This window comes from Aliisedimentitalea scapharcae (assembly GCF_045277565.1).
Taxonomy (GTDB): Bacteria; Pseudomonadota; Alphaproteobacteria; order Rhodobacterales; family Rhodobacteraceae; genus Aliisedimentitalea; species Aliisedimentitalea scapharcae.
In genome coordinates this window covers 3,703,854-3,718,825 of sequence record NZ_CP123584.1, presented here as the reverse complement: position 1 = coordinate 3,718,825, position 14,972 = coordinate 3,703,854, and the positions used below count along the sequence as shown (strand labels likewise).

Below are 14,972 nucleotides of genomic sequence, written 5' to 3'. Positions count from 1 at the left end.
TGGGTGGAGACGTTGTGTGGGGTCGATGATGGGTTTGTTCGCCAGAAAAGAATATACATTTTCATATAAATGGGAAGCCGCCTTTTTGCAAAACTGGTATCGGGGGGCTCCCGCCGGGTCATCCCGCCTCTGCGAGGCGGGCGTCCCGTTGGGCCGTGCAGCGCCGTGGGCGCTGCAGGGGAGGGCGGCTGCCCTCTGCGCCTGCGGCGCATTCACCCGCAGGTATTTTTACCAGAAAGAAGCCAGGACGGTCAGAAGAGATGCGGATCACAGCCCGCGTATCTGATGCTCCATGAGGCGTTGATAGAGGCGGGGGGCGATGCCGTTGATCCACCAGGCGGCTGTCGCGATGCGGCCCACAGGGATCATCGGGCGACCGGTCCCATGGCCGCGCAGAATCTGTCGGGCGGCCTGTTCGGGCGACATGTAGTCGAGGCCATCCGGAGCGGAGCCGGGGCGCGCAGTCCCATCGGGTTGGCGATCTGGATTGCCGGTGTTGGTGGCGACAAAGGAGGGGGCTGCGATCTGGACCGTGACGCCATGGCGGCGTTCTTCGGAGCGCAGGGACGTGAAGAAGCCCTGGAGCGCGTGTTTTGAGGCGGCATAGGCGGTGCGATTGTGCAGGGGCGCAAAGCCGGCGACGGAAGATATGGCCAGATGTGTGCCACGGGCGGCGCGGACCGGGTGCAGCAGCGCATGGGCCATAGAGATGGCCGCGAAGTAGTTGATGTCAAACACGGTGCGGTGGGTGTCCGGTGCGGTATCGGCAAAGGACCCGATATGGGTGACGCCGGCATTGTAGATGGCCAGGTCGATCTGGGGGGTATCGGTCAGCAGCTGATCCATGGTTGCAGACAATTGTGCCGGGTCGGTCAGGTCACATTGCAGGGGCAACTGTGTGGGGTGCCTGTCCAGTCCTGAGATATCGCGATCAATCAGCGCAACCCGCCAACCCTGTGATTGCAGCGCCGTGCTCAGCGCGCGGCCCAGCCCGCCGGCCCCGCCTGAAATGACCGCGGTTTTCACAGGCCCGCCTGTCTGCGCCACAGGTCAAACACCTGGGCACTGTCGAGCTGCGGCGTATAGCCAAAGTCGGATTTGAGGCGCTCATTGGCCAGAACCGGGCGATATTGCAGGAACCGGACCTGTTCGGGGCCATAGCGGGTCAGGCCAAGTGGCTTTGCGATCGCCAGGGCGGCTTTCAACGCGGTGGCGGGCAGGCGCAGGACCGGTTTGTTCAGTGACCGGGCCAGATCGTCGATGCCCAGGCTGCCATCCCCGGCGACGTTGAAAATACCGGGCGGGCCATCGGTGCAGGCGCGCAGTAGAATATGCGCCAGATCCTGGGTCCAGATAAAGACAAACGGGCTGTCGCAGCCGCGCACCGCCAACAGGCGGGGTTTGTGAAACAGCGCGGTGATCTGGTTGTTGGTATCTGCGCCCAGAACCGTGCCAACCCGCAGCACGACCTGTTCGAGCGAGGGGTGGCTTTGACGCGCTTGGGCCAGCATCTCTTCGACCTGGCGTTTGTGATCGGCGTAGGCAAATTCCGGGTTGCCCCGCAGGGCATCGGTTTCGCGCAGGGGCACTGGGTTGTCGGCGTGATAGCCATAGGCAGCCCCCGAGGATGTCACCACCAGTCGCCGCACCCCGTTGGCGCAGGCTGCCCGCAGCACGTTCCGGGTGCCGGTGACATCGACGGCATGGGCCAAATCCCGGCTGGCACCGGCAGACGGGGTGACGATCGACGCGAGATGCACAATCACATCCGGTCGGGTTTGGGTGATCACGCGCTCCGGGTCCGATCCTGTCACGTCCATGGGCAGGAACCGGGCCGCTGTGGGCAAGGCGGGCGCGCGCAGATCGGTCGCGATGATGTCGTGTGAGGTCTTTCCCAGCAGGTCCAGCAGGGCGTGCCCAATCATGCCTGACGCACCGGTGATCAGAATGCGGGTCATGCGGTGGGCTCCGGTTCTGGGCGGTCCAGCGGTGTGCGGGCCAGGACGCCGGCCAGCGCGATACCGGATATCGCGTGCCAGATGCCCCAAAAGGCGGCGACCACGGCCATGCCGCCCAACCCATTGAAAAAGGCAAAGATCAGCACCAACCCCAGACCCGAATTCTGAATGCCGGTTTCAATGGTCACGGCGCGCCGGTCAAAGGCGGACAGACCAGCCAGCGTTGCTGTCAGATACCCGCCGCCCAGAGCCAGCGAATTGTGCAGGACGACAAGCCCTGCGACGGTCCCGGCAAAGCCCAGGAAAAAGCTCCAATTGGCGGCCAGCGCCAGCAGCACAAAGGCGACAAAGATCAGGAAGGAAACGATTTGCAGCGGTTTGCGCAGGCGCGCGGTCAATTCCGGGTGGCGCTGGTTCAACTGCACGCCCAGTACCAGAGGCAGGATCAGCATCAGGGAGACGGTGACGGCGATCTGAACCGGGTCGATGGCGGTGGACTGCAGGATCGCGCGGGTTGGCGGATAGAGGCTGCCCCAAAGCGCGATATTGAGCGGGGTCAGCACAATGGCCCCGACCGTGGCAAAGGCGGTCATCGATACCGAAAGGGCGGAATTGCCTCCGGCGCGATGGGTGATGAAATTCGAGATATTGCCACCGGGGCAGGCGGCAACCAGGATCAGACCCAGCGCAATTGACGGGCGCGGCGCAGTGATCCAGATCAGAACAAAGGTCAGGACCGGCAGCACAAGAAACTGCGAGATCAACCCGGTGATCAACGCTCGGGGGGCCCGTGCCAATCGGCGAAAGTCGGCAGGGGACAAATCAATGGCAATGGAAAACATGACGATCGCCAGGATCGCATTCAGCAGTGTCAGTGATCCGGGGCTGAAGTTCAGCGCGACGTCGTCGATGTTCATTGGGTGGCCTCGACAGCGTTCTGGGGGGCGTGGCGGGTTGGTCCGGGACTGGCGAGCCGTTTGATCCAGCGGGTCACGGCCGTGCGATACGTCGCCTTGTCGACGTAATAGGCCATGCGGGGCACGTCCAGATAGGCCATCCCGCCGGTCGCGCGTTGAAATCCTGCGGATTTTTCGGAGTGCAACGCCTGAGCCTGGGGGTGGTTGTTGCGCAGCCCGGTGATATAGCGCGCAACCATTTCGGCCTGTTCGTGGCGGCCCTGCCAGCCCAGCCCCGAGGCTTCGACCATGCCGAGCACAAACAGGTCGTCGCGGTGGGGATGCATCGCGTTAAGATACAGATGGGGGGCATCGCCCTGCCAGTTCAGCAGGCTGTGGTCGATGAACGGATAGTGCAGCTTGTAGCCTGTGGCGGCCAGGATCATGTCGTATTCGCCGGTCTGACCACCGCGAAACACAACGGTTTTGCCATCCAGGTGGTCGATGTCAGGGCGAATTGTCAGGTCCCCATGCCCGGCGTGGTACAGCACCAGCGAGTTCACCACAGGGTGGCTTTCGTACAGCGCATAATCGGGCTTGGGAAAGCCGTATTTCTGCGGATCGCCGACAAACCATTTCAGGATCATCCCGTCGACCTTGCGTTTCAGCCACATCGGCAGCTTGATGGCACCCCCCATGGTGTCGGCCGGGCGGCCAAAGACGTATTTGGGGACAAAGTAATAGCCGCGGCGCATTGACAGGTCGCAGCGGGTGCCGTGGTGAATGGCATCGACCGCAATGTCGCAGCCCGAGTTTCCGGCCCCGACCACCAGCACGCGTTTGCCATCGAACTGGGATGGTGCGCGATATTGCGATGCGTGAATCAGTTCTCCGTCGAACTGGCCTTTGAACCGGGGCAGATTGGGTTCGCTGAGCGTTCCGTTCGCGATCATCACCCCGGCAAAAATCTCCTGATGGTCCCCGTCTGCATCGCACCAGTGGACGGCCCAGCCATCACCGTCGCCGCCCAGCGGTTCTATCCGGGTGACTTCGGCATCAAAGTGATAATGGGGGCGCAGGTCAAAGTGGTCGGCAAAGTCGTGGAAATAGTGCTTGAGGGCGTGGTGCGACGGGTATTCGGCCGTGTCTGGCCGCATCGGAAAATCGGTGAATTCGGTCATGTGTTTGGACGAAATCAGATGCGCGCTGTCGTACATCGTGGACCGGGGGGAATCGATGTCCCACAGGCCACCGACATCCGAATGCAGTTCGAACCCCTGAAACGAGATCCCCTGTTCAAGCAGGACCTTGGCCATGGCCAACCCCATGGGGCCCGCGCCGATCAACGCATATCGGTCTGAATAATCTGACATTGCCCCTCCGCCAATTTTTCCTTAGATTGTACGAACGTTCAAAATAATGCAAGGCAGAGTCATGAATTCGGACGCTGGACCAGACAAACAACGCCAGCGCGCCCCGTCACAGCGGTCGTTGCAAACCCGTGCACGGATCCTGGATGCGGCCGAGCGGCTGTTTGCAGAGCGCGGGTTTGATGGCACGTCGATGCGCGACATTGCGGTAGAGGCCCAGGTTCAGGTGGGGCTGGTGTCGCATCACGCGGGCAACAAGGCGGCCTTGTTCCATGTGGTGGTTGCGCGGCGCGCGGATGAGCTGTCCCGGCGTCGGCTGGAGGCGCTGGCCGGTCGCAGGGCAGTGGGGGATCTGGATGTGCCGGCAATCATGGAGTGTTTCCTGCTGCCCTATCTGGAGCTGGCACGGACCGGGGGGGCGCAGTGGATGGCCTATGCCCGTCTGGTGGCCTATGTGTCGGCTGACACCCGGTGGCGATCGCTGGCGATGGTGTGTTTCGACCCCGTTGCGCAGCAATTTGTCGATGAAATTGCCGCGCTCTATCCGCGGGTGTCCAAGCGGCGGGTTTCAGCCGGGTTCACCTATTCCGTCGCGGCGCTGTTGGCGCAGGTGACGTCGGCGTGGCGGATCGAGGCGCTGGGCGGCGAAGGTCCGCGTCTGCGCAGCCCGGATGACAAGGTGTTGTTGACGTTTTGCGTGGCGGGGATGGAGGCGACGTTGAAATAGGGGGCTCCCCCCCCCCGATGTCCCCCTCCCCATGTGTCCCCGATGTGTCCCCGATGTTTCCCCAATGTGTCCGAGACGGTGCCGCGACAGTGCCGCCCATGTGGGGGCTGTTTTGCGGTTATCGCCGCGGGTCGTCCAGATCCAGAGGGTAACGGCGCGGCATCAGCCCGGCCTGAAACCAGCTCACAAAGCTCTCGATCGAATAGACCGGCAGACCGGTGCGTTTGCGCACATCAGCCGCGTAGGGAACCATATTGGTACACTCCAGCACGATGGCGCCCACGTTGGGTTCATTGGCCATGATCTCGTCCGCTGCATCCAGCATGTCCTGGCGGCAGGCGGCAAAGTCGATTTCGGCTGCGTCCCCGAGGATGTCGCGGGTAAAGACGGTTCCGCCATCGGTGCCATAGACCAGCGTATCCGCAGGCACATTGGCAGCGCGCAGGTGGGCGTCGCTCAGGGTTGCCTTGGAAATTGTCAAAATCACCACCTTCTTGCCCGGAGGCAACAGCGCCTGGACCATCGGCACCTGCATGAGCGATGAGGTCGCCACCGGAACGCCCAACGCCGCGCGCAGATCGTCCTGAACCAGCGCCAGAAAGCCACAATTGGTGGTGATGCCATCACACCCCGAAGCAACCAGATCCTGACCTGCCTCGACAAAGATATCCAGGAGATCCTTGGGGTTTCCGCGCACCACCTTGTCCGGTGAGGCACCGCGCACAACCCGGTATTGCACCGGAAACGGCCAGGTCAACGCATTGCCCATGTCACCGGGAATGCGGGGAAATCGGGTTTCCAGCATCAGGATACCGACCGATGCGCCATAGACTGTCTTGCCGCCCCCGAATGTGGAACTGAGTGTGGACATGGGGTGGTTTCCTTTAGAATTCCGGAACATAAAGTTGGGCGTAGGCGTCGCGCACCGCCTGCGTCGCGCCTTCGCGACGGCGTTCGATGTGGGCACGCATTTGGGTGCTGGCCGCATCTGCATCGCGGCTGGCAATCGCCTCGAGGATGCGACGATGGGCCGACACCATGGTCTGACCGTCATTGGCGGTCTCGCGCAGGCGTTTCAGGTCGATGAGACGGATATAGCGGATCCGGTCGTTCAGATTGGCCAGCATCCGACCCAGTTCACCATTGCCCGAAAGAGCGGCCAGTTGGCCGTGAAACCGTTCATCCATCGCCAACAGGGATTCCGGATCGGCATCGGGGGTATAATCCGGGGCGATTTCGTCGAGTTCGTTCATCAGCGATGTGATCTCAGCGTCGCTGCCACGCACACAGGCCAGCCGGACGGCTTCGACTTCGACCGCGACGCGGGCCTCGTACAGATCCATCACCAATTCGGGCGACAGGGACCGGCAAAAAAACCCGCGCCCCGATTGAAAGGTCAGGAACCCCTCGGCCACCAGCCGGTTCAGCGCTTCGCGGATCGGGGTGCGCGAGGCATCCAGCTGTGTGGCCAGCGCGCTTTCGTTGATCCGCGCATCGGGTTTAAAGGCGAAATCCGACGCCATGCGTCTGAGCGCCTCGTACAGCCGGTCTACATTGCTTTCTGATCTGGGGCTTTCTGGTTTCGCCATCCCAATCCTCGCCGGGTGTGTGTTCAGGGTGACCTTAATACGGGATTGACTCGTGTGCAATATTGCATTTTAAGCTGTATACAATTTTGAACGCAGGCCCGTGGCGGGCGATGAACCGGGGGAGTTTCCGACGATGGAAAACCAGATGAATGGTGCCGAAGCGATGGTGCGTATGCTCGAGGCACAGGGCGTCGAACATATCTTTGGCCTGTGTGGGGATACCACGCTGCCGTTTTACGACGCGATGCTGCGGCTGGATCACAACATCACCCATGTGCTGACCCGCGACGAACGCAGCGCCACCTATATGGCGGATGGCTATTCCCGCGTGACCGGCAAGGTCGGCGTGGCCGAAGGGCCGTCAGGCGGTGGTGCGACCTATATCCTGCCGGGTCTGATCGAAGCATCCGAGAGCTCCTATGCTGTGCTGGGCATCACCACTGATATTTCGGTGGCCTCTTATGGGAAATACCCGCTGACCGAGGTCAATCAGGAGGCGCTGATGGCGCCGCTGACCAAATGGAACACGGTGATCAAACGGTCCGACCATATCCCGCGCATGGTGCGTGCGGCGTTTCGTGCGATGACCACGGGGCGGTCGGGGGCGGCCCATATTGGTCTGCCCTATGACGTGCAATATGATGCGGTGGACCCATCGGACATCTGGGCGGATGGCGCGACCAACAGTTATCCGGCCTATCCTCAGGCCCCGGCCCCCGGCGCGGCGCAGGCGGCAGTTGAGGCGATCGTTTCGGCGAAAAACCCGCTGATCGTCTGTGGCGGCGGTGTGGTGATTGCCGGCGCGATGGAGGAGCTGGACCGCCTTGCCACCCGTCTGGACATTCCGGTCGCCACCTCGATCTCGGGGCAGGGCTCGCTGGCGGAAACCCACCCCAACTGTCTGGGCGTTGTCGGGTCGAACGGCGGCACCGATGAGACCTGGGAGATGATGGAGGCCGCGGACCTTGTGGTGTTCATGGGCGCGCGTGCCGGGTCTACCACCACAGCGCGATGGGAGGCTCCCAAACCCGGCACCCGTATCGTACATTTCGACAATGACCCGATGGTGATGAACGCCAATTACCAGACCGAAGTGGCGGTGGTGGGCGATCTGCGCCTGGCATTGGCCGAGGTCAACGCGGTGCTGGACACCCGCGATCAGGGGGCTGACACATTCGGCGGCGCGGCGGCGATTGCCGAACGAAAAGCGCGCAAGTTCGAGATCTTTGACAAGCTGGCACAATCGGATCAGGCCCCGATCCGCCCGGAACGGGTGATCCAGGCGCTGATGAACACGCTGCCTGCGGACGCCACCGTGGTGTCGGACCCCGGCACCAGCTGCCCCTATTTCTCGGCCTACTACCAACTGCCGCAACCGGGGCGTCATTTCATCACCAACCGGGCCCATGGCGCGCTGGGCTATTCGCTGTCGGCGGCGCTGGGGGCGTGGTTCGGACGCCCTGCGTCGAAAACCGTGGCGCTGATGGGGGATGGCTCCTTTGGGTTCACAGTGGGTGAACTGGAAACTGTCTGTCGTGCGCGCGCGCCGATCACCTATATCGTGTTCTCGAATTCGAACTTTGGCTGGATCAAGGCCAGCCAATTTGCCGACAAGGACGCGCGCTATTACAATGTGGACTTCAATCGGACGGATCACGCCGCCGTTGCTGCGGCCTATGGTGTGAAGTCCTGGCGGGTGGAGAATCCCGACGATCTCGAGCGGGTGCTGCGTGAGGCGATTGCCCATGACGGTCCGACCCTGATCGACGTGGTCACGCAGGCGCTGGAAGAAAGCAATGCGCCGGTGCGCCGCTGGATGGGCTGAACGCCGTACCGCACGGCACTGGCAAGGCGGTCCGGGCGCGGCTGGCCGGGACTGGGGGGGTCTGGGCGCGGCTGGGCGGGGCCCCGATGCCGCTCTTCAACACACCAATGAGGGAGCCGGGCACCCCGCTCCTTCATTCATCTCGCCCAAAAACTCCGGGGTGAATGCCCCGACGGGGCAGAGGGGCAGCGCCCCTGTGCAGCATGGATCACAGCGCGCCGTCGCTGGGATGTTTCAGAGAGGCCACCGCCATGGCGGCCAGTTGGCCCGCCAAGGCCGTGTCAAAGCGTTTTGAATTGTCCTGGCGCGGCTGATACCAGAACAGTGGTGCGTTCAGCAGGGTCAGCACGCTGGCCATGGCGACCCTCGGGTCTCCGCCCATGGTAAAACAGCCGTCCGTCTGTCCACGTTTGATGACGTCCAGAAACAACCCGGCATAATACCGCTGCTCTTTGCGCAGCTGCGTGCGCAGGTCCTGTTCAAAGGCGATCGGAGACTTTGGATCGACGGCGCTGAAGCTTTGCAGGACGACCTTGTGATAGGGCAGGGTGCGCAGGACCTCCTGTACGTGGGTGCGTGACATCTGGTGCAGGCAGCGATCCGGGGACAGATCCAGATCAACGACCGGGGCAACCGCACGATAGGTGAACCGGGCGGCGCGCAATTGCACGGCGCTCAGCAATGCGCCCTTGGAGGGAAAGTGGTGATAGATCCGCCCCTTGGTCGACCCCAGGTGTCCGGCGATATCATCAATCGAAGCCGAGTCGCAGCCCTGCGTCATAAAACACCACGCGGCTGCGTCCAGGATCTCACTTTTGGAAGTCGATAAAGTTTCGAGCATTTTTCCTTCCGGTTTGGAGGCTGTGTTCGAGCCGGTGCGTGTGGAGCCGGTCTGGGGACGCATTGAGTCTGGTCTGTCTGGGCCGTGACGCCCATTGCCCCCCGCCCTTCCAGCCGGGATCACATGTTGCCCCGCCGTCAGTTTGCCGTGTTTTGCGGTTTTTTCCATTTTGACGCTGGGTCGCGCGGATTGACAGGGAAAAAACATACTCGCTAGTCTGTTTTTGACGCCAATGAGGATCGGACGTTGATCGTCGACCTCAGAACAAAAGGCGCACCAGCTGGCCAACGTGTCGGCAACATACCGCCCCGCGGGGTGGAGGGAGGACAATTTGGACGTATTGCAGCTGCTGGTCAGCGGCCTTGCGAATGGCTGTGTTTATGGCCTGATCGCGCTTGGCTTTGTGCTGATTTACAAGGCCACCGAGGCGGTCAATTTCGCTCAGGGCGATTTCATGATGCTGGGGGCGTTTGTGACCCTGGGCCTCACCAATGCCGAATACATGCACCTGCCCTTTTGGGTCGCCGCACCGCTGGCCATCGCGATCATGGCGATCCTTGGATATCTGTTGGATCTCTTCGTCCTGCGGCATCTGTTTGGGCAAAGCCAGACAGCAGTGGTGATCCTGACCATTGCGCTGGGGTTCGTGATCCGGTTCATTGCCGGAGCGATCTGGGGACATGAACCGCAAACTCTGGAAAGCCCGCTGGCGCTGGGTGATTTGCAGATGGGCGGGGTTGTTCTGGGCATGGCGGATGTGGCGGTGATCATCGTGACAGTTCTGCTCACCATTTTCCTCTATCAGTTCTTTCAACGCACCAAATTGGGTCTGGCGATGCAGGCGGCCAGCCAGAACCAGATGGCGGCGTATTACATGGGTATTCCGGTCAAACGGGTGCAGGGCATGATCTGGGGGCTTGCGGGCGCGGTGGCTGCCGTGGCTGGTATCCTGTTTGCCTCCAAAGGCGCGATTGACCCCAATGCGGGTCTGTTGGGGATCAAAGCCTTTGCCGCTGCCGTCATTGGCGGGTTCGGGTCACTGCCCGGCGCATTGGCCGGAGGGCTGATCGTTGGCATCATTGAACCGTTTGCAGCGCGTTACCTAGAGGCCGGCTACTCCCAGATTGCGCCCTATGTGCTGTTGCTTGCGGTCCTGATCTTCCGTCCACACGGATTGTTCAGTCAGGTCCGGATCAAGAAGGTCTAAGTCATGCGCATTCACTTCAAAACCTCTTATGAGCACGACATCCGCCTGTTCCCGGATCGCTGGACGTTCTCGGTTTATGCGGCGCTGTTGGCTCTTGCCTTTGGGCTCCCGTGGCTGATTGACGAATTCTATCTGGGCGAGGTCACGAATGTTCTGATCTGGGCCATCGCGGGTTTGGGGCTGATGCTGCTGACCGGGCAGACCGGTCAGGCCAGTCTGGGACATGCGGCGTTTCTGGCCGTGGGGTGTTATGCCAATACGATCCTGATTGAATTGGGGCTCCCCTTTATCGTCGCTTTTCCATTGGCTGGCGTGCTGACCGGTGTGATTGGAACGCTGATCGCCATACCGGTGCTGCGGCTGCATGGGATCTATCTGGCGATTGCGACCATCGCGCTGTCCATTCTGGCCGATGACATTATCGTGCTGCTGGAGCCTTGGACGGGTGGCGTGTCGGGGAAATTCCCTGACATGATCACCATTTTCGGGTTCGAAATCGAACGCTGGTCGATGCCGGCGCGGTTCTATTATCTGGTGCTGGTCGTCACGATCATCTGCACGCTGTTTTATCGCAACCTGCTGCGCTCGCCCTTGGGGCGTGCCTTTGCTGCGGTGCGCGACAGCGAAGTATCGGCCACCGCCATGGGGGTGCATATTGCCCGGACCAAGGGTATGGCCTTTGGCCTGTCATGCATGATCACCGGCTGGGCCGGGGCGTTGATGGGGTATTATGCCGGGACGTTCAATAACGAGACGTTTTCGTTGGTGATTTCGATCACGCTGTTGATGATGATCGTCATTGGGGGGCTGGGATCGATCCACGGCGCGTTTTTTGGCGCAGTCGTCGTGGCATTCCTGCCGCAGGCATTGTCGATCGGCAAGGACATGATCGGCGGCGGCGGCGTTGCCATTCCGGGGCTGGAAACCGGGGTGTTCGGGTTGATCCTGATCCTGTTCATCCTGTTTGAACCCATGGGGATTTATGGCCGCTGGCTGAAAATCCGCACCTGGTTCGAACTGTTCCCCTTTGCGCGCAAGGATATGTTCAAGCGGCAGAAATCCTATCTGAAGACGGAGCGTTTGAGATGAGCCTTTTGGAGATCAACAACGCGACGCTCAAATTTGGCGGCGTGGTCGCTGTGAATGACCTGAGCTTTTCCGTTCAAGAGGGCGAGGTCTATGCCATCGTCGGACCGAACGGGGCAGGCAAGTCGACGGTGTTCAACCTGATTTCGCGGTTCTACGAACCTTTTGCCGGAAGCTTTCAGTTCGACGGGCAGAACCTGTTGGAGTGCAAGGCCGATGAAGTGGCGGATCTGGGGATTGCGCGCACGTTTCAGAATATCGAACTGTTTGACCACGCCACGGTGTTGCAGAACCTGTTGGTCGGGCGCCATCGCCACCGCAAGGCGTCGCTGGTCGAACAGATGTTTTTCACCCCCAGCGTCCGGCGCGAGGAACACGCCCACCGCGAGGCGGTCGAAGAGGTGATCGATTTCCTGGACCTGCAACCCTATCGCAACAAGATGATCGCCGGGCTGCCGTATGGGGTGCGCAAGGTGGTGGAACTGGGCCGTGCGTTGGCGTCGGGGCCGCGGTTGTTGCTGTTGGATGAACCGGCATCGGGTCTGTCGGTCGAGGAAACCCAGGACATGCGGTGGTGGATTGATGACATCCGCAAACAGATGGGGATCACCGTGTTGATGGTTGAACATGACATGGGGCTGGTGTCCGGTGTCAGCGATCGTGTGCTGGCGCTGGCCGATGGTGCGAAACTGGCCGAAGGGACACCAGCCGAAGTGCAATCCGACCCGGCGGTGATCGAGGCCTATCTGGGCGCGGGGGCAGCGTGATGGGCGAGACATTGCTGGAGGTCAAGAACCTGGAGAGCTTTTACGGTCCGATCATGGCGATCCGGGGCGTGTCGCTCAAGGTGGACAAGGGCCAGATCGTCACGGTTCTGGGGGCCAACGGGGCCGGTAAATCGACCCTGTTGAAAACCATTTCCGGCATCATGGACCCGGAAAAGGGCAAGATCGTCTTTCAGGGGCAGGAAATCCAAGGCAAAGAGCCGCATAAAATCGTGCAGGCGGGCATCGTGCATGTGCCCGAAGGGCGCGAAGTGTTTCCGCTGCTTACGGTCGACGAAAACCTGAGCCTTGGGGCTTATACCCGGTCCGACAAGTCCGAGATCGAAAAGGATCGCCAGCTGGTGTTCGACTATTTCCCGATCCTGGCCGAACGGCGGGATCAGGAGGCAGGAACATTGTCAGGCGGGCAGCAGCAGATGCTGGCCATCGGGCGTGGGTTGATGTTGCGCCCACAGATCATGTTGCTGGATGAACCGTCGCTGGGGTTGTCGCCATTGCTGGTTCAGGAAATCTTTGCCATTCTGAAACGGCTGAACACTGACGAAGGTGTCACCATGATGCTGGTCGAACAGAACGCCCGTATTGCGCTGGACGCTGCCGATTTCGGATATGTCATGGAAATAGGGCGTATCGTCATGGACGGCAGCGCCGACCGGCTGATGGAAAGCGACGATATCAAGGATTTCTATCTGGGCCATCAAGAGGTCGGGGAACGTGGCGAACGGCGCTGGAAGCGCAAGAAGACATGGCGGTAAGGGAGGGACGATCATGAACATGCAGGCCCAACCAACGATTGAGCTGTACGGTGTCACCTACAACGCCGTACCAGGCCAGCGCCCGCTGACAGTCGATGGCTGTGACACGATTTCGAAACTCTTTGCCAGCCGCTGTGCCGATTTGCGCGACCGCACTGCGCATCGGGAAAAGGATTTCGGCATCTGGAAGAGCTACTCCTGGCACAGCTATTGGGACCACGCCAAATGGATTGGCCTGGGGCTGATGGCGCTGGGATTGAAACGGGGCGAAGTGGTTTCGATCCTCAGCGAAGACAACAAGGAATGGCTGTATGCCGACATGGGTATTCAAAGCGTCGGGGGGATCGCCTCGGGCGTTTATACCACCGATTCCGCGCATCAGCTGGCCTATCTGATCAACGACAGCGACAGCCGGTTCCTGTTTGTCGAAAACGATGAGCAGCTGGACAAATACCTGGAGATCCAGGATCAGGTGCCCGGATTGGCCCGCGTCATCATCATGGACCGCGATGGGCTGCATGATCTGCGCCACGACAAATGCGTGTTCATTGACGAGCTGTATGACACGGGCCGCGCCTATGAGGCGGAAAACCGTGGGGTGTTCGAGGCCGAGATCGAAAAGTCCCAACCTGGTGACACGGCGTTGTTGATCTATACATCCGGTACCACGGGGATGCCCAAGGGGGCGATGATCAGCAACGAAAACGTGTTGGCCACCATCGAATCCGGGGCCCGTGGATTGGCGGTGCACACGGATGACGAACAGCTGTGTTTCCTGCCGCTGTGCCATATCCTGGAACGCAATGTGTCGGTCTATTTTCCGCTGGCTGCGAAAAGCACGGTGAATTTCGCCGAAAGCCCGGAAACTGTGTTTGACAACATTCAGGAGGTGTCGCCGTCGACCTTTTTCGCCGTGCCCCGGGTGTGGGAAAAGGTCTATTCCCGCGTTCTGGTCATGGCACAGGAGGCGACTTTGATCGGGCGCTGGGCGTTTTCGCGCGCCATCAAGGCAGGCGAGGCGCGCGCCGATTATGTGATGCAGAACAGCCCGGTGCCAGGGGGCGTCGCGGCCCGCTATGCGGTTTGGGATTTTCTGGTGCTGCGCAACCTGCGCCGGATGCTGGGCATGGACAAGATGCGCCGTGGCGGCACCGGTGCTGCACCAATTTCGCCGGAATTGCTGAAATGGTACTGGTCCATCGGCGTGCCGCTGGTCGAAGGGTACGGAATGACGGAGAACACCGGCCTGTCGGCAATCAACACGCTGGATGTGAACAGGCCCGGAACCGTGGGCAAGGCCATTGAGGGCATCGAAATCCGTATTGCCGAAGATGGCGAGATCCAGACTTTTGGGGCCAACAATTTTCAGGGATATTGGCGCAACAATGAAAAGACCGCCGAAACCTTTACCGACGATGGGTGGTTGCGCACGGGCGATGTGGGGCGGTTGGATGCGGACGGGTTCCTGACCATCACCGGTCGGATCAAGGACATCATCATCACGGCAGGGGGCAAGAACATCACCCCGGCTGAAATCGAAAGCCGGTTGAAGTTCAGCCATTACATTTCGGACGCGGTGGTGATCGGGGATCAGCGCAAATATCTGACCTGCCTGATCATGATTGATCAGGAAAACGTGGAAAAATTTGCACAGGACAATAAGATACCATTTAGTGATTTTGCGTCGCTCTGTGCGGCGCAGCCGGTGGTGGACCTGATCCGCGCCGAAGTTGACGCGGTGAACAAGGAATTCGCCCGCGTCGAACAGATCAAGGATTTTCGCCTGATCAACGTTTTGTTGACGGCTGAAGACGATGAATTGACAGCAACCATGAAGCTCAAGCGTGGCTTGGTGGAAAAGAAACACAAGGCGCTGATTGACGACATGTATTGAAGCGCGGCCCACCGCGCCGGTTGAACCCAAGGGAGGAAA

14 protein-coding genes are annotated in these 14,972 nt (G+C 60.7%); 7 read left to right on the top strand and 7 right to left on the bottom strand.

The features are described from left to right. Positions 1-267 precede the first annotated feature (267 nt). Genes QEZ52_RS17290 through QEZ52_RS17275 form a run of 4 tightly spaced genes read right to left on the bottom strand, consistent with a single transcriptional unit; the run spans position 268 to position 4,227 of the window. Entirely contained in the window at positions 268-1,026 is a 759-nt protein-coding gene (locus QEZ52_RS17290) for an SDR family NAD(P)-dependent oxidoreductase (RefSeq protein ID WP_406645718.1), read from the bottom strand. Then, the gene (locus tag QEZ52_RS17285) at positions 1,023-1,958 is read right to left on the bottom strand and encodes an SDR family oxidoreductase (RefSeq protein WP_406645717.1); all 936 of its coding nucleotides are present in this window, start codon (positions 1,956-1,958) and stop codon (positions 1,023-1,025) included. The genes QEZ52_RS17290 and QEZ52_RS17285 overlap by 4 nt, the downstream gene beginning before the upstream one ends. Beyond that, on the bottom strand, positions 1,955-2,875 hold the full coding sequence (locus QEZ52_RS17280; RefSeq protein WP_406645716.1) for a bile acid:sodium symporter family protein: 921 nt from the start codon (positions 2,873-2,875) through the stop codon (positions 1,955-1,957). Before QEZ52_RS17280 ends, QEZ52_RS17285 begins: the two co-directional genes overlap by 4 nt. Continuing rightward, the gene (locus QEZ52_RS17275; protein ID WP_406645715.1) at positions 2,872-4,227 is read right to left on the bottom strand and encodes a flavin-containing monooxygenase; all 1,356 of its coding nucleotides are present in this window, start codon (positions 4,225-4,227) and stop codon (positions 2,872-2,874) included. The genes QEZ52_RS17280 and QEZ52_RS17275 overlap by 4 nt, the downstream gene beginning before the upstream one ends. Before the next feature lie 61 nt (positions 4,228-4,288). Here QEZ52_RS17275 and QEZ52_RS17270 point away from each other — a divergent pair, with 61 nt between their 5' ends. Further along, positions 4,289-4,951: a TetR/AcrR family transcriptional regulator gene (locus tag QEZ52_RS17270; protein ID WP_406645714.1), complete on the top strand. Its 663-nt coding sequence runs from the start codon at positions 4,289-4,291 to the stop codon at positions 4,949-4,951. A 118-nt stretch (positions 4,952-5,069) separates the two neighbouring features. On the opposite strand, the gene QEZ52_RS17265 is transcribed toward QEZ52_RS17270, so the two are convergent. Continuing rightward, positions 5,070-5,822 (bottom strand): aspartate/glutamate racemase family protein, encoded by a 753-nt coding sequence (locus QEZ52_RS17265; RefSeq protein WP_406645713.1) that lies wholly within the window; start codon positions 5,820-5,822, stop codon positions 5,070-5,072. 13 nt (positions 5,823-5,835) lie between these two features. Continuing rightward, on the bottom strand, positions 5,836-6,540 hold the full coding sequence (locus QEZ52_RS17260; RefSeq protein ID WP_406645712.1) for a GntR family transcriptional regulator: 705 nt from the start codon (positions 6,538-6,540) through the stop codon (positions 5,836-5,838). Positions 6,541-6,673: 133 nt separating this feature from the next. Between QEZ52_RS17260 and QEZ52_RS17255 the strand changes: the two genes are divergently transcribed. Further along, on the top strand, positions 6,674-8,365 hold the full coding sequence (locus QEZ52_RS17255; protein WP_406645711.1) for a thiamine pyrophosphate-binding protein: 1,692 nt from the start codon (positions 6,674-6,676) through the stop codon (positions 8,363-8,365). A gap of 208 nt (positions 8,366-8,573) precedes the next feature. Here QEZ52_RS17255 and QEZ52_RS17250 read toward each other — a convergent pair whose 3' ends face one another. After that, positions 8,574-9,206, bottom strand: a complete 633-nt coding sequence (locus QEZ52_RS17250) for a TetR/AcrR family transcriptional regulator (RefSeq protein WP_406645710.1) — start codon at positions 9,204-9,206, stop codon at positions 8,574-8,576. A 331-nt stretch (positions 9,207-9,537) separates the two neighbouring features. On the opposite strand from QEZ52_RS17250, the gene QEZ52_RS17245 reads away from it, so the two are divergent. From QEZ52_RS17245 to QEZ52_RS17225, 5 genes are read left to right on the top strand one after another with little or no spacing between them, the layout of a single operon-like run. Then, positions 9,538-10,413, top strand: coding sequence for a branched-chain amino acid ABC transporter permease (locus tag QEZ52_RS17245; RefSeq protein ID WP_406645709.1), 876 nt, complete (start codon positions 9,538-9,540; stop codon positions 10,411-10,413). A gap of 3 nt (positions 10,414-10,416) precedes the next feature. Then, a complete protein-coding gene (locus QEZ52_RS17240; RefSeq protein WP_406645708.1) occupies positions 10,417-11,502 on the top strand; it encodes a branched-chain amino acid ABC transporter permease in 1,086 nt (361 codons plus the stop codon). Next, positions 11,499-12,266 carry an ABC transporter ATP-binding protein gene (locus QEZ52_RS17235; protein ID WP_406645707.1) on the top strand — a complete coding sequence of 256 codons (768 nt, stop codon included), beginning with the start codon at positions 11,499-11,501 and terminating at the stop codon, positions 12,264-12,266. The genes QEZ52_RS17240 and QEZ52_RS17235 overlap by 4 nt, the downstream gene beginning before the upstream one ends. Next, positions 12,266-13,039: an ABC transporter ATP-binding protein gene (locus QEZ52_RS17230; protein ID WP_406645706.1), complete on the top strand. Its 774-nt coding sequence runs from the start codon at positions 12,266-12,268 to the stop codon at positions 13,037-13,039. The genes QEZ52_RS17235 and QEZ52_RS17230 overlap by 1 nt, the downstream gene beginning before the upstream one ends. A 13-nt stretch (positions 13,040-13,052) precedes the next feature. Then, positions 13,053-14,933: an AMP-dependent synthetase/ligase gene (locus QEZ52_RS17225; protein WP_406645705.1), complete on the top strand. Its 1,881-nt coding sequence runs from the start codon at positions 13,053-13,055 to the stop codon at positions 14,931-14,933. The last annotated feature ends 39 nt before the right edge of the window (positions 14,934-14,972 follow it).